General features: G+C 72.3%; 15 protein-coding genes and 1 riboswitch. Of the genes, 4 read left to right on the top strand and 11 right to left on the bottom strand.

Annotated features, from left to right (window positions below; genetic code table 11):
* Window positions 1–47: 47 nt before the first annotated feature.
* The gene (locus AB0D46_RS16365; protein ID WP_362877989.1) at window positions 48–2,858 is read right to left on the bottom strand and encodes a GNAT family N-acetyltransferase; all 2,811 of its coding nucleotides are present in this window, start codon (window positions 2,856–2,858) and stop codon (window positions 48–50) included.
* Window positions 2,859–3,055: 197 nt separating this feature from the next.
* Here AB0D46_RS16365 and AB0D46_RS16360 point away from each other — a divergent pair, with 197 nt between their 5' ends.
* Complete coding sequence (locus AB0D46_RS16360) at window positions 3,056–3,337, top strand: HPr family phosphocarrier protein (protein WP_362877988.1); 282 nt, start codon at window positions 3,056–3,058, stop codon at window positions 3,335–3,337.
* Between the two features lie 227 nt (window positions 3,338–3,564).
* On the opposite strand, the gene AB0D46_RS16355 is transcribed toward AB0D46_RS16360, so the two are convergent.
* The 4 genes from AB0D46_RS16355 to AB0D46_RS16340 all read right to left on the bottom strand — a co-directional run bounded on the left by AB0D46_RS16355 (window position 3,565) and on the right by AB0D46_RS16340 (window position 8,451).
* The gene (locus AB0D46_RS16355; RefSeq protein ID WP_362877987.1) at window positions 3,565–4,230 is read right to left on the bottom strand and encodes a GntR family transcriptional regulator; all 666 of its coding nucleotides are present in this window, start codon (window positions 4,228–4,230) and stop codon (window positions 3,565–3,567) included.
* A 263-nt stretch (window positions 4,231–4,493) separates the two neighbouring features.
* Entirely contained in the window at window positions 4,494–5,303 is an 810-nt protein-coding gene (locus AB0D46_RS16350) for a M23 family metallopeptidase (RefSeq protein WP_362877986.1), read from the bottom strand.
* 12 nt (window positions 5,304–5,315) lie between these two features.
* Window positions 5,316–5,472: riboswitch (cyclic di-AMP (ydaO/yuaA leader) on the bottom strand.
* Between the two features lie 238 nt (window positions 5,473–5,710).
* Complete coding sequence (locus tag AB0D46_RS16345) at window positions 5,711–7,078, bottom strand: pitrilysin family protein (protein ID WP_362878061.1); 1,368 nt, start codon at window positions 7,076–7,078, stop codon at window positions 5,711–5,713.
* Window positions 7,079–7,098: 20 nt separating this feature from the next.
* Window positions 7,099–8,451, bottom strand: a complete 1,353-nt coding sequence (locus AB0D46_RS16340; RefSeq protein ID WP_362877985.1) for a pitrilysin family protein — start codon at window positions 8,449–8,451, stop codon at window positions 7,099–7,101.
* A gap of 272 nt (window positions 8,452–8,723) precedes the next feature.
* Here AB0D46_RS16340 and AB0D46_RS16335 point away from each other — a divergent pair, with 272 nt between their 5' ends.
* Together AB0D46_RS16335 and AB0D46_RS16330 are read left to right on the top strand one after the other, a co-directional pair.
* Window positions 8,724–11,180: a DNA topoisomerase IV subunit A gene (locus AB0D46_RS16335; RefSeq protein ID WP_362877984.1), complete on the top strand. Its 2,457-nt coding sequence runs from the start codon at window positions 8,724–8,726 to the stop codon at window positions 11,178–11,180.
* Between the two features lie 107 nt (window positions 11,181–11,287).
* Window positions 11,288–13,408 carry a restriction endonuclease gene (locus tag AB0D46_RS16330; protein ID WP_362877983.1) on the top strand — a complete coding sequence of 707 codons (2,121 nt, stop codon included), beginning with the start codon at window positions 11,288–11,290 and terminating at the stop codon, window positions 13,406–13,408.
* On the opposite strand, the gene AB0D46_RS16325 is transcribed toward AB0D46_RS16330, so the two are convergent.
* Complete coding sequence (locus tag AB0D46_RS16325) at window positions 13,405–14,529, bottom strand: GTP-binding protein (protein ID WP_362877982.1); 1,125 nt, start codon at window positions 14,527–14,529, stop codon at window positions 13,405–13,407. The two genes, AB0D46_RS16330 and AB0D46_RS16325, sit on opposite strands and share 4 nt — an antisense overlap.
* Before the next feature lie 41 nt (window positions 14,530–14,570).
* Window positions 14,571–15,722, bottom strand: coding sequence for a citrate synthase/methylcitrate synthase (locus AB0D46_RS16320; protein WP_362877981.1), 1,152 nt, complete (start codon window positions 15,720–15,722; stop codon window positions 14,571–14,573).
* Between the two features lie 70 nt (window positions 15,723–15,792).
* Between AB0D46_RS16320 and AB0D46_RS16315 the strand changes: the two genes are divergently transcribed.
* Window positions 15,793–17,028, top strand: coding sequence for a citrate synthase (locus AB0D46_RS16315; RefSeq protein WP_362877980.1), 1,236 nt, complete (start codon window positions 15,793–15,795; stop codon window positions 17,026–17,028).
* Window positions 17,029–17,067: 39 nt separating this feature from the next.
* On the opposite strand, the gene AB0D46_RS16310 is transcribed toward AB0D46_RS16315, so the two are convergent.
* The 4 genes from AB0D46_RS16310 to AB0D46_RS16295 form a co-directional block, all read right to left on the bottom strand.
* Complete coding sequence (locus tag AB0D46_RS16310) at window positions 17,068–18,675, bottom strand: glycoside hydrolase family 13 protein (RefSeq protein ID WP_362877979.1); 1,608 nt, start codon at window positions 18,673–18,675, stop codon at window positions 17,068–17,070.
* Window positions 18,676–18,740: 65 nt separating this feature from the next.
* The gene (locus AB0D46_RS16305) at window positions 18,741–19,616 is read right to left on the bottom strand and encodes a carbohydrate ABC transporter permease (protein ID WP_362877978.1); all 876 of its coding nucleotides are present in this window, start codon (window positions 19,614–19,616) and stop codon (window positions 18,741–18,743) included.
* A gap of 165 nt (window positions 19,617–19,781) precedes the next feature.
* Entirely contained in the window at window positions 19,782–20,690 is a 909-nt protein-coding gene (locus AB0D46_RS16300) for a sugar ABC transporter permease (protein ID WP_362877977.1), read from the bottom strand.
* Window positions 20,691–20,785: 95 nt separating this feature from the next.
* On the bottom strand, window positions 20,786–22,186 hold the full coding sequence (locus AB0D46_RS16295) for an extracellular solute-binding protein (RefSeq protein WP_362877976.1): 1,401 nt from the start codon (window positions 22,184–22,186) through the stop codon (window positions 20,786–20,788).
* Between the last annotated feature and the right edge of the window lie 198 nt (window positions 22,187–22,384).

The following is a 22,384-nucleotide window of genomic DNA, read 5'->3' as shown; positions in this document are numbered from 1 at the left end:
GAGGTCCATCCTAAGGCCCCTCCGGGGTCCCCCTACCTGCCCGGCGCTCAGTAGCTGGGCAGGGTGCGCGGGCCGAGGTCGCTGCGGGCGGGCGGGTGGGCGACGCGGACGGTGGCGCTCAGCACGGAGAGGCCATCGGTGGCGACGACGACCGGCTCCAGGGAAACCCCGACGACCTCGGGGTGGTCGTCGACGAGTCGGGACAGCCGGAGCAGGAGTTCCTCCAGGGCGCGGGTGTCGACGGGGTCGCTGCCGCGCCAGCCGAAGAGCAGCGGGGCGGTGCGGATGGAGCGGATCAGCGCGGCCGCGTCCCGGTCGGTGGCCGGAACCAGCCGGTGGGCGGTGTCGCCGAGCAGCTCGGAGGCGACGCCGGCGAGTCCGAAGGTGAGGACGGCGCCCCCGACGGGGTCGATGACCGAGCGGACGACGGTGTCCACGCCGCGCGGCACCATCGTCTGGACCACGGGGAGCAGCTCGGCGGGCTTGCCGAGGGTGTCGGTGAGTTCCTCGTACGAGCGCCGCAGCTCGGCTTCGGTGGTGAGGTCCAGGCGTACGCCGCCCAGGTCGGCCCGGTGGCGCAGGTGCGGGGCGGTGGTCTTGAGGGCGACGGGGTACCCGAGGACGCGGGCCGCTCGGGCGGCGGCGTCGGGGGTGGGGGCGGGCAGGACGGGCAGGACGCGGATGCCGTAGCGGCCGAGGAGCTCGCGCCCGTCGGCTTCGTCCAGGGTGGCGACGGAGGCCGGGGCGACGTCCGCGAGGAGGCGGGCGAGCAGGCCGGCGGCCCCGGCTTCGTCGATGTCCTCGTACTCGGGGACCTGGCCGCCCTCGGCGTTGGCGCGGCGCCACTGGCCGTAGCGGACGGCTTCGGCGAGGGCCTTCACGGCCCGTTCGGCGGCGGGGTAGGTCGGGATCGGGCCGGTGCGGGGGGTCGGGGTTTCGGCGTCGGGGGCCGGGCCCGGGTCGGGGGTGCCCGGCGCGGTCCACGCGGGGCCGCGCGGGGCGGCGGCGGTCGGGGAGGTGGCCCGCGCGGCGGACAGGGCCTCCACCAGGGCGCCGAGTTCCACGTGGACCACCGCGACGGGCTTGCCCGGCGTCTGGGCGGCGGCCTCGCGCAGGGCGGCGGCGAGGTCGTCGGCCAGGGCCTGCTCGCCCACCCCGGGGATGGCCGTGACGATGACGGCGTCGTGGTCGGGCGAGGCCAGGGCCGTGGCCAGGGCGGCGCGGAAGTCGGCGGGGTCGGCGGCGGTGGTCAGGTCGAGCGGGGGGCGCGGGCGCAGCCCCTCCGTCAGGCAGGCGTCGTAGGTGAGGACGCCGAGGGACTCGGAGTTCCCGAGGATCGCGACCCGGGGGCCGGCCGGGACCGGTTGCCCGGCGAGCAGCAGGCCGACGTCGACCAGCTCGGTGACGGTGTCGACCCGGATGACGCCGGCCTGCCGCAGCAGCTCGGAGACGGTGCTGTCGGTGAGCCGCGTACCGGGGACGACGTGGCCGGCCGGGGTGTGGCGGCCGCCACGGGCGACGACGACGGGTTTGACGGCGGAGGTGCGGCGCGCGAGGCGGGTGAACTTGCGCGGGTTGCCGAGGGTTTCCAGGTAGAGCAGGGCCACATCGGTGGCCTCGTCGTCGTACCAGTACTGGAGGATGTCGTTGCCGGAGACGTCGGCCCGGTTCCCGGCGGAGATGAAGGACGACAGGCCGCCGCCGCGCCGGAGCAGTCCGGCCAGCAGCGCGATCCCGATGGCTCCGGACTGGGTGAACAGGCCGATGCGGCCGCGGGCGGTGGGGCCGGGGGCCAGGGATGCGTTCAGCTCGACCTCGGGGGCGGTGTTGATCACCCCGAAGGCGTTGGGGCCGATCAGCCGCATCCCGTACGAGCGCACCTGCCGCACGAGTTCGCGCTGGCGGGCCAGGCCGAGCGGGCCGCTCTCCCCGTAGCCGGCGGAGAGCACGACCAGGCCCTGCACCCCGTGTTCGCCGCAGCGGGCGACGGCGTCCGGGACCCGTTCGGCGGGGACGGCGATCACGGCGAGGTCGACGGGCGCGCCGATGTCCGCGACGGTGCGGTAGGCCCGTACGCCGTCCAGCAGGTCCCCCTCGATGCCGGGGGCGCGGGCTTCGTTGACGGCGTAGAGGTGCCCGTGGAAGCCGCCGTCGCGCAGGTTGCGCAGGGCCGCCGCGCCGACGCCCGAGCCGGAGCGGCTGACCCCGATGACGGCGACCGAGCCGGGGGACAACAGTCGCTGGACGGAGCGGGCCTCGGCGCGCTGTTCGCGGGCGCGCTGCACGGCGAGGGATTCGGCGGTGGGTTCGAGGTCGAGGGTGAGGTGGACGGAGCCGTCCTCGAAGCTGCGCTTCTGCTGGTAGCCGACGTCCGTGAACACTTTGATCATCTTGTTGTTGGCGGGCAGCACCTCGGCGGCGAACCGCCGGATGCCCCGCTCCCGGGCCACGGCCCCGATGTGCTCCAGGAGCGCGGAGGCCACGCCGCGGCCCTGGTGGGCGTCCTGGACGAGGAAGGCGACCTCGGCCTCGTCGGCCGGGACGGAGGCCGGCCGGCCGTCGGGGCCGATCCGGTCGAAGCGGACGGTGCCGATGAACTCGCCCCCGATGGTCGCCGCGAGGCCGACGCGGTCCACGTAGTCGTGGTGCGTGAAGCGGTGCACGTCGCGGTCGGACAGGCGCGGGTACGGCGCGAAGAAGCGGTAGTACTTCGACTCGTCGGAGACCTGTTCGTAGAAGCTGGTCAGCCGTCCCGCGTCCTCGGTGGTGATGGGACGGATGCGGGCGGTGCCGCCGTCGCGCAGCACGACGTCCGCTTCCCAGTGGGCCGGGTACGAGGGGTCCGACGCGGTCGTCATGGGCTCACCCTAAGGGGCGGACGGGCCGTGCGGACCGGCCCGGACGCGAGCGCGCGGCGAACGCGGCAGTCCGGGGCGAAGCGGTGCAAGCTGGGGAAGGTCGAACGGCGGTGGACCGGGGCCGAAGGCCGGTCCGAGCATTCGGGGCGCCGTGAGAGACTGGTCTAGACAACCGTAAGAACCTGAAGGGCATCACCATGGCAGAGCGCCGCGTCAACGTCGGCTGGGCCGAGGGCCTGCACGCTCGTCCCGCCTCGATCTTCGTCCGGGCGACGACCGCTTCCGGCGTCCCGGTGACCATCGCCAAGGCGGGCGGCGACCCCGTCAACGCCGCTTCCATGCTGGCGGTCCTGGGCCTGGGCGCGCAGGGCGGCGAGGAGATCGTCCTCTCTTCCGAGGCCGAGGGTGCGGACGCCGCCCTGGACCGCCTCGCGAAGCTGGTCGCCGAGGGCCTCGACGAGCTTCCGGAGACCGTCTGACCCTTCGGGTCCGGTACCACCTCGAACGAGCGGCGGAGCCGCAGCCCCCGGTGATCCCGGGGGCTGCGGCTCTTCTGTTTTCGGCCGCGCGGGCGGGAATTCGACGCCGGACGCGAAAGCCGGAATCCCGCGGGAGAAGAATCCGGAATGGGAGCACGAGAAATGCGCGGGACCGTGAACCGGCCGGCGCCGCCAGAATATCCGCTCACCTTTGTATACGGCCCGTGTTAATGCCGGACGCTCGACGTGTTTACGGCAGGTTGCGGAGTCCTCACCCGCGGCCGGTGCGCCTCGGCGGCGCGCGCCGCGTGCTGCGCGGTCAGCGTCCGGGCCCGTTCGGCGTCCCCGCGGGCCACCGCGTCGACGATCCCTCCGTGTTCGGCCCAGGACTCCACGGGGCGCGCGGGGGCCTCCACGGTGTACATCCAGGCGATCTTGCGCCGGGTCTGGGTCAGCAGGGCGATCAGGCCCGGGCTGCCGGAGGCCTGGGAGAGGGTTTCGTGGAACCAGCCCCCCAGGTCCCGCAGATCCTCCCCCTGGCCCCTGCGGGCCCGTTCCTGCCCCAGCCGGACCAGCCCGCGCAGCACCTTCAGGTGGGCGTCCGTACGCCGGCGGGCGGCCCGGGAGGCCGCGAGGGGCTCCAGCAGCATCCGTAGCTCCAGGAGGTCGGCCGCCTCCTGTTCGGTGGGCTCCGCCACGCAGGCGCCCGCGTGGCGGCGCGTGGTGACGAAGCCCTCGGACTCCAGGGTGCGCAGGGCCTCGCGCACCGGGACGCGGGAGACCCCGTAGCGGCGGGCCAGGACCTCCTCGGTGAGGCGGCCGCCCGGCCCGAAGAAGCCGGAGACGATATCGTCGCGGATCGCTGTGCACACCGCGTGCGCGGGAATTCGCAAGACCGGACCTCCGCGTGAATTCGGCTGCCGGCGCCGTCGCCGGAATCGTGACCGTGTCGCGACTCTATTGCAACACGCGAATATTTCCGAGGACGGCTGGAAATCCGAAACATTTCACGCAGCGGGGAGCGGTGAGGGGTGAGCGGGGCAGCCGACGAGGGCAAGGGCCGGCTTCGCAGGCGAGCCGGCTCCCGGGAACGCGGAAGGCCCCGGCTCGGGGAGCCGGGGCCTTCCGTGGAAGTGGTGGTGCGGTGCCGCTCGGATCAGAGGTTCACGCCGTGCGAGCGCAGGTACGCCAGCGGGTTGATGTCCGAGCCGTACTGGGCACTGGTGCGGGCCTCGAAGTGCAGGTGCACGCCGCTGGAGTTGCCGGTGGTGCCGGCGAGGCCGATCTGCTGGCCCGGGGCGACCTGCTGGCCGGCGGACACGCTCAGCGAGTCCATGTGGCCGTACTGCGTGTAGGTGCCGTCGTTGTGCTTGATGATCACGTTGTTGCCGTACGCGCCGCCCCAGCCGGCCTCGACGACGGTGCCGGCGCCGACGGCGCGGACCGAGGTGCCGAGGGAGGCGTGGAAGTCGATGCCCGTGTGGCTACCGGAGGACCACATCGCGCCGCCCGCACCGTAGGAGGTGCTGACGTAGGAGCCCGCGATGGGCGAGACGTAGGTGTTGAGGCGCTTGCGCTCCTCCTCGCGGGCGACGCGCTCGGCGGTCTCCCGCTCGGACTTCGCCTTGGCCTCGGCGACCTCGGCGACGCGCTTGGCCTCGGAGGCGCGCTGCTTGGCGTCGGCCTCGGCCTGCGCCTGGGCGGCGACGGCGTCAGCGGCGCGCTGCTGCAGATCGGCCTGGGCCACGATGTCGCCCTGGAGGTCGTTCGCGACGACCACCGGGTTCTGGCCGGTGTCCTCCATGGAGGGTCCCGGGTTGTCCGCCGCGAAGGCCGGGGCGGCGAGGGTGCCGACCACGCCCGTGGTGGCGAGGGCGGCTATACCGGCGTAGCCGGCGGTCTTGCGGCTCAGACGGCTGGAGCCGCGGTGCTTGCCGGAGCCGGTGGGACGACTGCCAAACGCCATGAAGGGGGTGGTCCTTTCCTTCCCTCTCGCCTACCGGGTTAGCTGACGGGTTCGGAGCAGGAAGGTCTCCTACGGGCCTCCTCTTGCGAGGCGGTCCGATTCACCCCAGGGACTGTGGGTCCCCGGCTCCCCAGGCTCGCGCCTGACGGGGACTCGGCGATCACTGTTCGGTGCCGCGGGTGCGGCGGGCACAACTGACGAACAGCAGGGCCGACGCTAGGCGGATCATCAGTGGATCGCCAAACACACGAGCACTTTTGTTGCGTACGCCACACCGCATACGAGCAACCAAACCACTAATCGGACAAAAGGGGCCCTGACGGATAATCCATCAGAGCCCCTTCAGAAACGGCCGGTTACCGGTGGAGGGGCGGTCGCCCGCCGCTCGATTCCCGGTCGACCACGGGTCAGTTGGTGACGACGGTTACGGCGCCGATGCCCAGCGCCCGTACGGGCTCCTCGATCTGCGCCGCGTCGCCCACCAACACCGTCACCAGACGGTCCACGGGGAAGGCGCGCACGACCGCCGAAGTCGCCTCCGCCGTACCGGTTTCGGCCAGCCGCGCGTACAACCGCGCCTGGTAGTCGTCCGGCAGCTCCTGCTCGACCTGGTCCGCCAGCGTGCCCGCGACGGAGGACGCCGTCTCGAACTTCAGCGGGGCCACGCCCACCAGGTTCTGCACCGCCACGTCCCGCTCGGCGTCGGTCAGACCGCCCTCCGCGAGGGTGCGCAGCACCTTCCAGAGGTCCTCCAGCGCGGGGCCGGTGTTCGGGGTGTCCACCGAGCCGCTGATGGCGAGCATCGAGGCGCCCTTGCCGTCGGCCGTGGAACGCAGCACCTGACCGAAGGCGCGCACGCCGTACGTGTACCCCTTCTCCTCGCGCAGCACCTTGTCCAGGCGCGAGGTGAGCGTGCCGCCGAGGCAGTACGTGCCGAGCACCTGCGGGGCCCACACGAGGTCGTGGCGGTCCGCGCCGATGCGGCCGATCAGCAACTGCGTCTGGACGGCGCCGGGCCGGTCGACGATGACCACCCGGCCCGTGTCGTCGGCGGTCACCGGGGGCACCGGGCGGGGCTCGGCGGTGTTGCCCGTCCAACTGCCCAGCGTGTCGGCCAGGACGGCGTCCAGGTCGATGCCGGTCAGGTCGCCGACGACCACCGCGGTGGCGGTGGCGGGGCGTACGTGGGCCTCGTAGAAGGCGCGGACGGCCGCGGAGTCGATGCGGGCCACCGTCTCCTCGGTGCCCTGGCGCGGTCGGGACATGCGCAGGGAGGCCGGGAACAGTTCCTTGGAGAGCTGCTTGGCCGCGCGCCGCTGCGGGTTGGCCAGCTCGTGCGGGATCTCGTCGAGCCGGTTGCGCACCAGCCGGTCGATCTCGCCGTCGGCGAAGGCGGGCGCGCGCAGCGCCTCGGCGAGCAGGCTCATCGCCTTGTGCAGGCGGGAGGCCGGGACCTCCAGGGAGACCCGCAGGCCGGGGTGGTCGGCATGCGCGTCCAGCGTGGCGCCGCAGCGCTCCAGCTCGGCGGCGAACTCCTCGGCGGAGTGCTTGTCGGTGCCCTCCGACAGGGCGCGGGCCATGATCGTGGCCACCCCGTCGAGGCCCTCGGGCTCCGCGTCCAGCGGGGCCGCGAGGTTGACCTCGACCGCGACCACCTGCTGGCCCGGGCGGTGGCAGCGCAGCACGGTCAGGCCGTTGGGCAGCGCGCCGCGTTCGGGGGCCGGGAAGGCCCACGGCTTGGCCTCGCCGGGCTGGGGCTGCGGGTGGAAGGTCATCGTGACGGCTGCGGTGTCGCTCACTGCTCCGCCCCTTCGTTCTCGGCTTCGTTCGCGTCGGTCTCGTCGTCGGACCCGGCCGGCGGTTCGTAGACCAGGACCGCCCGGTTGTCGGGGCGCAGTCGGGCCGCGGCCACGGCCTGCACCTCCTCGGCGGTGATGTCCAGGACGCGCTGTACGGCGGTCAGGGCGAGCTGGGGGTCGCCGAACAGCACCGCGAAGCGGCACAGTTCGTCGGCCCGGCCGGCCACCGTGCTCAGCCGGTCCAGCCACTCCCGCTCCAGCTGCGCCTGGGCGCGCTCCATCTCCTCGGCCGTGGGGCCCTCGGCGGCGAACCGCGCGAGCTCCTCGTCGACGGCGGCCTCGATGGCGGGCACCTCGACGCCGCTGGAGGTCTTGACGTCCAGCCAGCCCAGCGAGGGCGCGCCGGCGAGCCGCAGCATGCCGAAGCCGGCCGCGACGGCGCTCTGGTCGCGGCGCACGAGGCGGTTGTGCAGCCGGGAGGACTCGCCGCCGCCCAGCACGGTCAGCGCCACGTCGGCGGCGTCGCACTCGCGGGTGCCGTCGTGCGGGAGGCGGTAGGCGGCCATCAGCGCGCGGGCCGGGACCTCCTCGACGATCTCCTCGCGCAGTTGCGCGCCCATGACCTCGGGCAGCGTGCCGTCGCGCGGGGGCTGCTTGCCGTCGTGCGACGGGATGCTCCCGAAGTACTTCTCGACCCAGGCCAGGGTGCGCTCGGGGTCGATGTCGCCGACGACCGACAGGACGGCGTTGTTGGGCGCGTAGTACGTACGGAAGAAGGTGCGCGCGTCCTCCAGGGACGCGGCGTCCAGGTCGGCCATCGAACCGATCGGGGTGTGGTGGTACGGGTGGCCCTCGGGGTAGGCGAGGGCGGTCAACTTCTCGAACGCGGTCCCGTAGGGCACGTTGTCGTAGCGCTGGCGACGCTCGTTCTTGACGACGTCGCGCTGGTTCTCCATGGACTCGTCGTCCAGCGAGGCCAGCAGCGAACCCATCCGGTCCGCCTCCAGCCACAGGGCGAGTTCCAGCTGGTGCGCCGGCATGGTCTCGAAGTAGTTGGTGCGCTCGAAGCTGGTGGTCCCGTTCAGGGAACCGCCGGCGCCCTGGACGAGCTCGAAGTGTCCGTTGCCCGGTACGCTCGCCGAACCCTGGAACATCAGGTGCTCGAAAAGGTGAGCCAAACCGGTCCGCCCCTTGACTTCGTGGCGCGAGCCGACGTCGTACCAGAGGCAGACGGCGGCGACCGGGGTGAGGTGGTCCTCGGACAGCACCACGCGCAGGCCGTTGGCCAGCCGGTGCTCGGTCGCTGTCAGGCCGCCGGAGCCGGCCTGAGCTGTGGCCGTGTGACCCATGGGCATGTGGTCCCTTCGATCGCGATGCAGAGATTTCTGTCAGACCTGCCACTGTATGCAAGCGCGTCGGCCACCGGAGAAGTTCCCGGATGCCGCCTGCGGACTCCGTCCGGGGGACCCCCGGGGTCGGAGTCGGCATTGTCGGCGGCCCGGGCCACAATGGTCCGCGTCGCCCCTGCCGGACCGCCCGGCCGGAACCCGTACGTCCCGTACACCCCGTACACCCCGTACACCCCGTACACCCGATTTCTTGGTTAAGGAGCCGCGCAGCGATGGCCCGCCGCAGCACGAAGACCCCGCCGCCGGAGGATTTCGAGGAGAAGATCCTCGACATCGACGTCGTCGACGAAATGCAGGGCTCCTTCCTCGAGTACGCGTACTCGGTGATCTACTCCCGTGCCCTGCCGGACGCCCGGGACGGCATGAAGCCGGTGCACCGGCGCATCGTCTACCAGATGAACGAGATGGGCCTGCGTCCCGACCGCGGCTACGTCAAGTGCGCCCGTGTCGTGGGCGAGGTCATGGGCAAGCTGCACCCGCACGGCGACGCGTCGATCTACGACGCGCTCGTGCGCATGGCGCAGCCCTTCTCGATGCGCCTGCCGCTGGTCGACGGCCACGGCAACTTCGGCTCCCTCGGCAACGACGACCCGCCGGCCGCGATGCGTTACACCGAGTGCCGGATGGCCGACGCCACGTCACTCATGACGGAGTCGATCGACGAGGCCACCGTCGACTTCAACGCCAACTACGACGGCCAGGAACGCGAACCGGTCGTCCTGCCCGCGGCGTACCCGAACCTGCTCGTCAACGGCGCCTCCGGGATCGCCGTCGGCATGGCCACCAACATGGCCCCGCACAACCTGGGCGAGGTCATCGCGGCCGCCCGCCACCTGATCCGTCACCCGGAGGCGGACCTGGAGGCGCTGATGCGCTTCGTGCCGGGTCCCGACCTGCCCACGGGCGGCCGGATCGTCGGGCTCTCCGGCATCAAGGACGCCTACGAGAACGGTCGCGGCACGTTCAAGATCCGCGCGACGGTCGCGGTGGAGGACGTCACCCCGCGCCGCAAGGGTCTCGTCGTCACCGAACTGCCCTTCACGGTGGGCCCCGAGAAGGTCATCGCGAAGATCAAGGACCTGGTCGGTTCGAAGAAGCTCCAGGGCATCGCCGACGTCAAGGACCTCACCGACCGCTCGCACGGCCTGCGCCTGGTCATCGAGATCAAGAACGGCTTCCACCCGGAGGCCGTGCTGCAACAGCTCTACAAGCTGACGCCGATGGAGGAGTCCTTCGGCATCAACAACGTCGCCCTGGTCGACGGCCAGCCGCTGACGCTGGGCCTCAAGGAGCTGTTGGAGGTCTACCTGGACCACCGCTTCGAGGTCGTCCGCCGGCGCAGCGAGTTCCGCCGCACCAAGCGGCGCGATCGGCTGCACCTGGTCGAGGGCCTGCTGGTGGCCCTCATCGACATCGACGAGGTCATCCGGCTGATCCGCGAGAGCGACAACTCCGCGCAGGCCAAGGAGCGGCTGATCGAGCACTTCTCGCTCAGCGAGATCCAGACGCAGTACATCCTCGACACCCCGCTGCGCCGCCTGACCCGCTTCGACCGGATCGAGCTGGAGTCCGAGCGCGACCGCCTCACCGGCGAGATCGACGAGCTGACCGGCATCCTGGATTCGGACGGCGAACTGCGCAAGCTGGTCTCGTCCGAACTGGCCTCGGTGGCGAAGAAGTTCGGTACCGAGCGGCGGACGGTGCTGCTGGAGTCGGCGGGTACGGCCATCGCGGCCGTTCCGCTGGAGGTCGCGGACGACCCGTGCCGCGTGCTGCTGTCCTCCACCGGCCTGCTCGCCCGTACGGCCAACGGCGACCCGCTCCCCGAGGAGGAGGGCGGCGGCCGCGCCAAGCACGACCTGATCGTCTCCCAGGTCGCGGCAACCGCACGGGCCGACGTGGGCGCGGTGACCTCGTACGGTCGACTGCTGCGCCTGTCGGTGATCGACCTGCCGCAGCTGCCGGACACGCACGCCGCGCCGAACCTGGCCGGTGGCGCCCCCGTCTCGGAGTTCCTGTCCGGGCTGGAGGCCGACGAGACGCTGATCTGCCTGACCTCGCTCGACGAGTCCTCCCAGGGGCTGGCCCTGGGCACCGAGCAGGGCGTCGTCAAGCGGGTCGTGCCGGACTACCCGGCGAACAAGGACGAGCTGGAGGTCATCACCCTCAAGGAGGGCGACCGGATCGTCGGCGCGGTCGAGCTGCGCACGGGTGAGGAGGACCTGGTCTTCATCACCGACGACGCCCAGTTGCTGCGCTACCCGGCGGCCCAGGTGCGCCCCCAGGGCCGCCCGGCGGGCGGCATGGCGGGCATCAAGCTCGCCGACAACGCCAAGGTGATCCACTTCTCGGCCGTGGACCCGGCCCGGGACGCCATGGTCTTCACCGTGGCGGGATCGCAGGGGACGCTGGACGACTCGGTGCGCTCCGGCAAGCTCACCCCCTTCGACCAGTACCCGCGCAAGGGTCGGGCCACGGGCGGGGTGCGCTGCCAGCGCTTCCTGAAGGGCGAGGACGTCCTGGTGCTGGCCTGGGCCGGTGGGGCGCCGGTCCGGGCCGCGTCGGCCAACGGCACCCCGGCCGCGCTGCCGGCGGTGGACCCGCGTCGTGACGGCTCGGGGGTGGCGCTGCCGGCGGTCGTCGAAGCCCTCGCGGGGGGCGTGTTGTAGCACGGGCGGGGCGCGGGTTGCGCCGGGTGGGCCGTTGGGCTCACCCCGCACCCCGTGCCCCGACTAGTGTTTTCCCCGTACACGCGGGTGGGGGGAGAACACAGCTGATGAGTCGTCGGTCCAGCGGGTTGATCGGGGTGTGGGCCGAGGCCCAACGGCAGCAGCAGCGGGCGCAGCTGATCCAGCAGCGCGAGGCGGAGCGCCGGCAGCGGGCGTACGAACGGGACGTGGCGCGGGGCCGGCGGGAACAGCAGGCCGCTTACAAGCAGCACCGCGAGGCCGAGGCCCGTCGCCGGACGGAAGAGCTCGAAGCCGAGGTGGCGGCCCTGCAGGGGATGTTGGCCGCGGGGTGCCGGGCGCCCGCCTTCCGGATGGCCGCCCTGGTCCGTTCCGAACAGGTGGAGCCGTTCAACCCGGGCACGCTGGCCCATCCGTTGCCCATGCCGCAGCTCCAGCAGTTCCAGCAGCAGAGCGGCGGTTGGGGGCTCGGCGCGGGTCGCCGCGCCCAGGCGGAGCGCGAGGCCCACGACCGCTACACCCAGGCCTGGCAGGCCGCGCACGCCGCGGACCAGCAGCGCCTGCGGCAGCTGGCGGCGTACCGGGAGCAGTACGACCGGTGGGCGGCCGGACAGCTCGCCGACGTGCGCCGCCACAACGGCGGCCTCGCCGAACTGGCCGGCGCGCTGGGCGCCGGCGATGCCGAGGCCGCCGTCGAGTACTTCTCGGCGGCCCTGTACGCCTCCACCGCCTGGCCCGAGGACCTGCCCCGCCAGGTCTCGGCGGCCTACGATCCGGCGGCCCGTCAGTTGGTGCTGGACTGGGAGCTGCCGGGCTTCGCGGTGGTACCGGAGGCGAAGTCGGTGCGGTACCTGCCGAGTACCGACCAGGACAAGGAGACGGCCCGGCCGGCCACGCAGCGCCGGGCGGTGTACCGGGACGTACTGGCCCAGTGCGTGCTGCTGGTGCTGCGCGAGCTGTACGCGGCGGACGAGTTCGGCGCGCTGGACTCGGTGGTGGTCAACGGGTTCGTGGACGACCACGATCCGGTGACGGGACGCGAGGCGCAGATCGTACTGGCCACCGTGCTGGCCTCGCGCACGGCGTTCTCCGGGCTGCGCCTGGAGCAGGTGAGCGCGGTGGACTGCCTGGTGGACGGGTTGCGGGGGCAGTTGTCGGCGCGGCCGGACCAGCTGACGGCGGTACGGGCGGGCCGGGGGCCCGGCGAGGTGGGAAGCGGGGTCGTCCGGCACGGCGGCCACGGCGAGGGCGCCGAGGAGGAGCCCGACCTGTTCTCGATGGACCCGATCGCCTTCGAGAACCTGGTCGCGGAACTGTTCCGGGCGATGGGCATGGAGGCGGTGACGACGCAGCGGTCGGGCGACGGCGGCGTCGACGTCGAGGCGCTGGACCCGGCGCCGATCCGGGGCGGGCGGATCGTCGTACAGGTCAAGCGGTACCGCAACACCGTCCCGCCGACGGCCGTGCGGGACTTGTACGGGACCGTGCAGGACGCGGGGGCGAACAAGGGGGTGCTGGTCACCACCTCGTCCTTCGGACCGGGGTCGTACACCTTCGCCAACGGAAAACCGCTGGAGTTGGTTCCGGGGGTCGAGCTGGTGGACCTGCTGCACCGGTACGGGCTGCGCGGCCGGCTGGGCGACGGCGCTTCCACCGGCCCGACCGCGGCGGCCTCCCGGAGCGTGCCCGCCCAGCGGGCCGCCGCCGAGCCGGAGGCCCTCGCGCCGGACCGCAACGTATTGGGCATGTCGTGGTCGGGGTCGGTCGCGCTGGACGTGTGCGCGCTGGTCTGCGAGGGCGGCCGGGTGCTGAGCGAGGACCACTTCGTGTTCTTCAACAACCCGCGGACCCCGGACGGCGCGGTCCGCTCGCGCCCGCACCGGGGCCCCGACAAGGCAGCCGTGGAGGTCGGCTTCGACGACCTCCCGCAGCGCGCGGACCGCCTGGTCCTGGTCGCCGCGATCGATCCCGAGGTCAATCCGGACGCCGACCTGGCCGGGTTCACCGACGCCCGGATCCGGCTGCTCGGCGCGGCCGGCGAGGAGATCGACCGGCTGGAGGTGTCCGACGGGCGGGCCGGCGAAACCGCGCTGGTGCTGGGCTCCTTCCGGCGGCGGCCGAACGGCGACTGGAAGTTCGTCATCGGCGGGAAGGGCTACCGGGGCGGCCTGGAGGACCTGCTGCGCGAGTACGGCGTGGACGTGGCTTAGGCCGTCTCGGGCGGGTGGGGCCGGTCGGTGTCCGGCTCGTCCGCCGGCTGCTCCCCCGGTTCCGCGGGTCCCTTGCGCGGGACGTACCGCAGCACGCCCCACATGCTCTCCGGCCGGGCGTCCTGCGGGGCCTGCTCGCGGCAGGCCTCCAGCCCGCGCAGCAGGGCCGGTCCGTCGGTGCCGGAGCCGATCAGGACGAGTTGCGTCCGGCGGGGCTCGCCCTTCGGCCAGGGGCCGGGCTCGAAGCTCAGGAAGCGGCCGACCGCGTGGACCTCGTAGCGCTCCTCGTGGCCGGGGACGCCGAACCGGACGAAGCCCTTGATCCGGTAGAGGCCGGCGGGGCGGCGGTCGAGGAAGTCCATGAGGCGGCGCGGGGAGAGGGGCTCGTCGGAGGTGAACTCGACGCTCTCGTAGGCGGCGTGCGCGTGGGCCGAGTGGTCGTGGGTGTCCTCGTCCGCCTCGGCCAGCAGGTCCTCGAAGGAGAGCTGGCCGCGGGTCTCCGTCCAGGGCCGGCGGTCGAAGAGCAGTTCCGGGTCGATCCGACCGTGTTCGGTGGCGATCACCGCGGTCCCGGGGGCACGGAGCGCGTCGAGTTCCGTTTCGATCCGGGTCCGTTCGGCGGCGTCGACCCGGTCGGACTTGTTGAGGACGACCAGGTCGGCGACGGCGAGGTGGCGGTCGGTCTCCGGATGCTTCTCGCGGGTCGCGTCGAACTCCGCCGCGTCAACGACGTGCACCATGCCGCCATAGCGGACGGCCGGGTTCTCGTTGGCCATCAGCATCCGGACCATCTCCTGCGGCTCCGCGAGCCCGCTGGCCTCGATGACGATCACGTCGATCCGGTGCGCGGGCGCGGTGAGCCGGTCCAGGTAGGCGTCGAGTTCGCTGCCGTCGACCGCGCAGCACAGGCAGCCGCCGCCGAGGGAGACCATCGAGTCGCCGACCTGACCGGCCACGGACATCGCGTCGACCTCGATCGATCCGAAGTCGTTGACGACGACCCCGATCCGGGTTCCTCCCCGGTTGCCGAGGAGGTGGTTGAGCACGGTGGTCTTGCCGGATCCGAGGAATCCGGCGAGGACGACGACGGGGACGGTCCGCTCGGGCTGCCTGCTGTTCACCCGGCCGATGGTAACCAGCAGCCGATGGTCAGCGGGACCGGTCAGCCGAGCAGCGGCACGGGCCGGGGCGGGGTGGGGCCGATGTAGCGGGCGGCCGGGCGGATGATCTTCGAGTCGGCGGCCTGTTCGAGGACGTTCGCGCTCCACCCGACCACGCGCGCGGCGCAGAAGGTCGGGGTGAACATCTCCCGGGGCAGTCCGCACAGTTCCATGACGACCCCCGCGTAGAACTCCACGTTGGTGTGCAGTTCGCGGCCGGGCTTGAGCTCGGCGAGGATCTCCTCCACCTGTCGTTCGACCTCGACGGCGAAGTCCACCAGCGGCCCGCCGAACTGCTGGGCGATCTCGCGCAGCATCCGTGAGCGCGGGTCCTCGGTGCGGTAGACGGGGTGTCCGAAGCCCATGATCCGGTCCCCGGCGAGGACCCGTTCCCGGATCCAGGGCCGGATGCGGTCGACGGTGCCGATGGCGTCGAGGGTGTCCAGGGCGCGGCTGGGGGCGCCGCCGTGCAGCGGTCCGGACAGCGCTCCGATCGCACCGGTCAGGCAGGCGGCGACGTCGGCCCCGGTGGAGGCGATCACGCGGGCGGTGAAGGTGGAGGCGTTGAAGCCGTGGTCGACGGTGGAGATCAGGTAGCGCTCGACGGCGCGGGTGCGCACGGGGTCCGGTTCCCGCCCGGTCAGCATCCAGAGGTAGTTGGCCGCGTACGGGAGGTCGTCGCGCGGATCCACCGGTTCCAGGCCCCGGCCGAGTCGGTGCAGGGCGGTGAGCAGGGTGGGTACGGCGGCGCAGGCGGCGAGGGCGTCGGCGGCGCGGCGGTCGGCGTCGAGGTCGAAGACGGGCCGGAAGCCGGCCGAGGCGCCGAGCAGCGAGAGCGCGGTGCGCAGTCCGGCGAGGGGTCCCGAGGCGGCGGTGGCGCGGGCGAGGCCGGGCAGGGCGTCGCGGACGGCGACGGGCAGCCGGCGCAGCGGGGCGACGCGCGCGGTGAAGGCGGCGCGTTCGGCGGCGTCGGCGGGCAGCGTGCCGTGGAACATCAGGTGCCACACGTCCTCGAAGGTGCGGCCGGCGGCGAGCTCGACGGCCGAGTACTCGCGGTAGTGGTAGAAGCCCTCCTGGCCGCGGACGTCGCCGAGTCGGGTTTCGGTGACGACGACTCCGGCGAGGCCGCGGGGTACTGCGACGGTGGTGTTCATGGATCGACCATCCACCCTTGAATCAATCCTTGTCAATGTTGATCGCATCAATCTGTATAGGCTGTGTGTCATGAACGATGAGCCCGCTGCCAACACCGCGCGCCGCCTCACCACCCAGGAGGCCGCCCGCGCGCTCGGCGTGAAGCCGGCGACCGTGTACGCGTACGTCAGCCGCGGCCAGCTCACCAGCCGCCGCGACCCGGTCGGGCGCGGCAGCACCTTCGACGCGGGCGAGGTGGAGGCCCTGGCCCTGCGCAGCCGGCGCGAGGCGGCGGCTCCGGCCGGGGAGCTCTCCGTACGCACCTCGCTCACCCTGATCAACGACGACCGGTACTGGTTCCGGGGCGTGGACGCCGTCGAGTTGGCCTCCCGGTATCCGTACGAGGAGGTCGCCGAGTGGCTCTGGACGGGCGGACCGCGGCCCGGCGCCCGCTTCACCGCTCCCCCGGAGGCGCTCGCCGCGGCCCGCCGGGCGGTGGCCGCGCTTCCCGAGCACAGCGGCCCCGTCGACCGGCTGCGGGTGGCGGTGGCCGCCGCCGCGGTGACGGACCCGTTGCGCTTCGACCTGTCCGAGGAGGCCGTACTGGGCTCCGCGCGCTCCCTGGTCCCGACGCTGGCCGGCGCCCTGCCCGAGCTGGGCGCGCCCGCCGGGGACGGCGCACCGGTCGCCCGGGAGCTGTGGTCCCGGCTGACCGCGGCGGACCCGGAGCCGCGGGCGCTGGAGGTGCTGGACCTGGCCCTCGGGCTGCTGACCGACCACGACCTGGCCGCCTCGACGCTGGCCGTACGGGTGGCGGCGTCGGCCCGGGCCCATCCGTACGCGGCCGTCTCGGCCGGACTCGGCGCACTGGAGGGACCGCTGCACGGCGCCGCCGGCCGGCTCGCCCACCGGATGCTGGTGGAGGTGCTGGAACGGGGCGGCGCGGCGCCGGTGGTGGCGGAGTACCTGCGGGCGGGACGCCCGGTGCCCGGGCTCGGCCACCGGCTGTACCGCGGCGAGGACCCGCGGGCCGGAGCCCTGTTCGGGCGGTTGGCGGACCTGCCGCAGGCGGCGCCGGCGCTCGCCGCGGCGCGGGACGTGACGGCGGTGATGGCCCGGCACGGGCTGCACGCGAACGTGGACCTCGCGCTGGCGGTGCTGACGGTGTCCTGCGGGATGCGCGCCGAAGCCGGGGAGACGGTGTTCGCGGTGGCCCGGACGGCGGGTTGGATCGCGCACGCCTTGGAGGAGTACCAGGAACGGCCGCTGCGGATGCGGCTGAGCGGGCAGTACCAGGGACCCCGCCCGCCGCAGCCGCTGCCGTGACGGGCGGGACCACCGGCCGGGGGCGGTCCGGCTGCGGCGTCAGGTCCGCAGCCAGACCCCCGTGTCCTGCGGGAGCAGCCCCTCGGCGTCGAGGGCGGCGCTGCTCAGCAGGAGTCTCGTACGGGCCGGGAGGGGCACCGGGTCGCGGGAGAGGTTGACCACGCAGAGCAGGCCGTCGGGGCGGGCGAAGGCCAGCACTCCGGGCGGGGCGGGCAGCCAGCGCAGGCCGCCGCCACCGAACCCGGCCGCGTCCCGGCGCAGCCGCAGGGCGGTGCGGTAGAGGGTGAGCATCGACTCCGGATCGCCGTCCTGCCGGTCGGCGGCGTACGTCGCCCAGTGCGCGGGCTGCGGCAGCCAGGGCTCCTGCCAGGGCTCGGCGCTCCAGGGCAGCGGCACCCGGCAGCCGTCGCGGCCGGGGTCGGTGCCGCCGGAGCGGAAGTGCATGGGGTCCTGGATGCGGTCGAGCGGGACGTCGGCCTCGGGCAGGCCCAGTTCCTCGCCCTGGTACAGGTACACGGAGCCGGGCAGGGCGAGGGTCAGCAGGGCGGCGGCGCGTGCCCGTCGGGTGCCGAGCGCCGGGTCGGACGGGATGCCGAACGCCTTCGTGGCGAAGTCGAAGCCCGTGTCGGCGCGGCCGTAGCGGGTGACGGTCCGGGTGACGTCGTGGTTGCACAGCACCCAGGTGGCCGGGGCCCCGACGGGGGCGTGTTCGGCGAGGGTCTCCTCGATGGAGGTGCGCAGCCGCTCGGCGTCCCACGGGCAGCTGAGGAAGGAGAAGTTGAAGGCGGTGTGCAGTTCGTCGGGGCGCAGGTAGCGGGCGAAGCGCTCGGAGTCGGGCAGCCAGACCTCGCCGACGAAGACGGCTCCGTACGCGTCGGCGATCTCCCGCCAGGAGCGGTAGATGGCGTGGAGGTCGTCGCGGTCGATGAAGGGGTGGGGCTCCCCGGTCCAGGGCCCGGCGGGCCTGCCGGCCAGGTCGGGCAGGGCCGGGTCCTTCGCCAGCAGGGCAGCGGAGTCGATCCGTACGCCGGCGACGCCCCGCTCGAACCAGAAGCGGAGCACCTCCTCGTGCTCCCGCCGTACCTCGGGGTGGTCCCAGTTGAGGTCGGGCTGTTGTGGGGTGAACAGGTGCAGGTACCACTCGCCGTCCGGTACGCGGGTCCAGGTGGCGGCGCCGTTGAACTGCGAGGGCCAGTCGCCCGGCGGCAGTTCGCCGTGCTCGCCGCGGCCGGGGCGGAAGTGGAAGAGCTCCCGCTCGGGGCTGCCGGGGCCGGCGTCGAGGGCGGCGCGGAACCAGGCGTGCCGGTCGGACACGTGGTTCGGGACGATGTCGATGATCGTACGGATGCCCAGCGCGCGGGCTTCGGCGATGAGCTTCTCCGCTTCGGCGAGGGTGCCGAAGGCGGGGTCGATGGTGCGGTAGTCGGCGACGTCGTAGCCGCCGTCGGCGAGCGGGGACAGGTACCAGGGCGTGAACCACAGGGCGTCCACCCCCAGTTCGCAGAGGTACGGCAGGCGGGCCCGGACGCCCGCGAGGTCGCCGGTGCCGTCCCCGTCGCCGTCGGCGAAGCTGCGTACGTACACCTGGTAGATGGCCGCGGAGCGCCACCAGTCGGCGTCGCTGTCGGGCAGGGGGAGGTCGGCCACGTCAGGGTCCTTTCACGGCGGGTGCGGGCAACCGGGCGGCTCGGCGGTGGTCCCGGAACGGTCGGTCAGCCCTTGAGGGAGCCGGCCGTCAGGCCGCTCATGATGTTGCGCTGGAAGATCAGGAAGATGACGAGGGTCGGCGCGGAGGCCATCGCGAGGGCGGCGATGAGGTGGTTCTCGGGAACGCCGCTGGCCAGCGAGTAGATGCCGACGTTGAGCGTTTGCAGGGCGGGGTCGGGGAGGGTGAGCATCGGCCAGAGGAAGTCCTTCCAGACGCCGACGATCGCGAAGATCGAGACGACGCCGAGGACCGGCCGGGACATCGGCAGGACCACCGAGCGCAGGATGCGCAGGGCGCTCGCGCCGTCGATGGCGGCGGCGTCGAGGATCTCCTTCGGGATGGAGTCGAAGAACCGCTTCAGCAGGAAGATGGAGAAGGCGTTGGTGACGGCCGGCAGCCAGATCACCCAGGGCGTGTTGATCAGGTTCCGCTCGATGATCGGCATGTCCAGGACGGTCAGGTACTGGGGGACGACCAGGACGGTCGCCGGGATCATCAGCGTCGCGAGCATCATGCCGAGCACGGCCTTGCCGAAGACCGGGCGCAGCCTGGACAGCGAGTAGGCGGCGGCCACGTCCAGGACGAGCTGGAAGGCGAGCGCGCCGAAGGCGTAGTAGAGGGTGTTGAACAGCAGCTTCGCGAGGTCCATGACCTTCCAGGCGGCCGTGTAGTTCGCGGTGTGCAGGGAGTCCGGGACCAGGGTCGGCGGGACCAGTGCGAACTCCTCGGTGCTCTTGAGGCCGTTGGCGACCATCCAGTAGAGGGGTCCGAGGAAGACGAGGGTGAAGCCGGCGACGACCAGCGCGAGGACGGTCCAGTAGAGGATCCTGCCCCGGGCGCGGCCGAGGCGGACGGGCGATATCAGGGTGCGCTCTGCCACGGGAAGGACTCCTTGTCGGCGCTCGTGGTCGGCGGTCGGTGCTCGGCGGGCGATACTCGACGGTCGGCGGTCGGCGGTCGGCGGTCGGCGGTCGGCGGTCGGCGGTCGGCGGTCGGCGGTCGGCGGTCGGCGGTCGGCGGTCGGCGGTCCACCGAAGGCTCCCGGTCAGCTCTCGTTGTCGCGGCTGAGGCGGACGTACAGGGCGGAGAAGCCCGCGAGGAGCACCAGCAGGCACAGGCCCATGGCCGCGGCGCCGCCGTACTGGTTGAAGTTGAAGGCGTACTGGTAGATGAGGACGACGACGGTGGTGGTCGAGCCTTCGGGGCCGGCGCCGCCGGTCAGCAGGAACGGTTCGACGAATACCTGCATCGTTGCGATGACCTGCATCAGCAGCATCAGCGAGAGGATCAGCTTGGTCTGCGGGATCATGACGTGCCAGATCTTGCGCGACAGGCCCGCCCCGTCGAGCTCCGCGGCCTCGTACAGCTCGCCGGGGATGCCCTGGAGGGCGGCCAGGTAGATCAGGGTCGCGCCGCCCATGTTCATCCAGGTCGAGGCGATGACCACGGACAGCATCGCGGTGTCGGTGGACTGCAGCCAGTCCTGCGGAGGCAGGTGCAGGAACTCCAAAGCCCGGTTGAACAGGCCGTACCCGGGGTCGTAGAAGTACTTGAACAGCAGGACCGAGGCCACCGGCGGCATCATCACCGGCAGGTAGACGAGCAGCCTCAGGTAACCACGCGCGTGGCGCAGCTCGTTGAGCACGAGCGCGATCACGAAGGGGACCGCGAAGCCGAGCACCAGGGCGAGTCCCGTGAAGAGCAGGGTGTTGCGCCAGGCCTGCCAGAAGCTCGGGTCCCCGAAGACGTACGCGAAATTGTCCCAGCCCACCCAGCGGGTGGTTCCGCCTTCCGTCTTCTGGAAGGCCAGCAGGAACTCCCGCACCATCGGGTACCAGGAGAAGAAGGCGAAGCACAGGACGGCGCCGATCAGGAAGCCGTGGGCCGTGAGGTTGCGCTTGAGGGCCCGGACGAACTCCGGGCGGGAGGCTCGGGGGAGGGTGGGGACCGGCATCGCCGCTCGCTCCTTGCTGGTCGTCGCTTCGGGTCCGAGGGGCGGGTGGGACCGGGGCCGGCGGCCGCGCCGCCATCCGGGCCCACCCGCGGCCCTTACTGGTTCCCCAGTACCTGGTTGACGGCCTTCTCGGCATCGCCGAGGAGTTGCGCGGGGTCGGCGTCCTTGTTGGTGAGCACTCCGGACATCACCTTGTCGAGCACCTTGTAGACCTCCTGGGCCTTCGGCGGCTCGGCCTTTCCGGGGACCGGGTTGTCCAGGAAGCTCTTGAAGTTCGCGACCGGCATGGTGGCGCTCGCCGCCTTCAGCCGGTCGTCCTCGGTCCTGCTCGCGCCGGTGAAGAAGGCGGGCTGCGGGAGACCGACGGGCAGGCCGTCCGCCTTGCTGCGGTCGTAGCGGAACTGCCCCTTGCCGACGGCGAGGGTCTTGAAGTTCAGCCAGGCCACGGCCGCCTTGACCTTGTCGGGCGAGCTGCCCTTCTTGATCACGTAGCCGTTGCCGCCGGCCAGGGTGGACGCGCCACCGGGGATCGGGCCCATGCCGAAGTTCTCGTACTTCGCACCCAACTGCTGGACCATGTACGTGATGTCGTCGGGCGCGGCGAGGAACATGCCGAGCTTGTCCGAGGCCATCTGCTTCTGCAGGTCGCCCCACTTGAGCAGTTGGGTGCGGCCCATGCTGTCGTCGTCCCAGCGCATGGCGCGCAGGTTGTCGACGATCTGCCGGCCGGTGGCGTTGTTGAAGGCGGCCTTGCCGTCGGCGCCGACGATGTCGCCGCCCAGTCCGTACATGGTGGCCGTGTAGTGCCAGCCGCCGGTGTTCTCCACGCTGTACTCGCCGAAGCCCGCGGTGCCGTTGCCGAGCGCGGCGATCTTCTTCGCCGCGGCCCGGACCTCGTTCCAGCTCCGGGGCGGGGAGTCGGGGTCGAGGCCCGCGTCCCGGAACAGCTTGCGGTTGATCAGCAGACCCATCGTGTAGTTGCTGGTGGGCAGCCCGTACAGCTTGCCGTCCTTGCGGAGGACGTCGAGCACGTTCTTGTCGATGTCGCCCAGGGCGGGCACCGAGGCGGGGGTCACGTACGCCGAGATGTCCTCGGCCCCGTCGTTGTCCAGCACCTGCTGGAGGTCGGTGAAGTAGGTGTAGAAGACGTCCGGTTGGGACTTGGCCTTGAGCATCGCCGTGAAGCGCGGGGGCTCCAGGCACTGTCCGGGGGTGGAACGGCCGTCGATCGTGACGTTCGGGTAGGTCTTGTTGAACTCCGCCACGTCCTCCTTCCACTCCTTCAACTCCGCCGCCTTGGCCGCCGGCGGCATGCAGTCGATGGAGAGGGTGACCTTGGTCTTCGGGTCGAGCGGGGCGGAGGCGTCGGTGGAACCGCCGCTCGGCTGCTCCTTCGGGTCGTCGCCGCTGCTGCTCGTACCGCAGGCCGCGAGGGCGGTCACGGCGAGCGCGGAGACGAGGGCGGCGGCGACGTTGCGGCGGACGTTGGTTCTCATCGGTGGTCCCCTTCGAGCTTCGGACAGGAGGCGTGGGGGCGAGCGCGGCACACTCAACCACCACCGACAGATGAACGCAATATCTCGCGCAGCCTCCGCAAGACATTGGCAGAGGACTGTTGTGCTGGGGACACAAAAAGGGCTCCGGAACGTCGACTGACGTTCCGGAGCCCCGAAGCCCGAGGAAGCCGGGCGCCC

It is taken from the genome of Streptomyces sp. NPDC048383, from assembly GCF_040651775.1.
Classification (GTDB): Bacteria; Actinomycetota; Actinomycetes; order Streptomycetales; family Streptomycetaceae; genus Streptomyces.
Note: the sequence above shows the minus strand (reverse complement) of the source record. Positions and strands in the feature narration are given on the sequence as shown.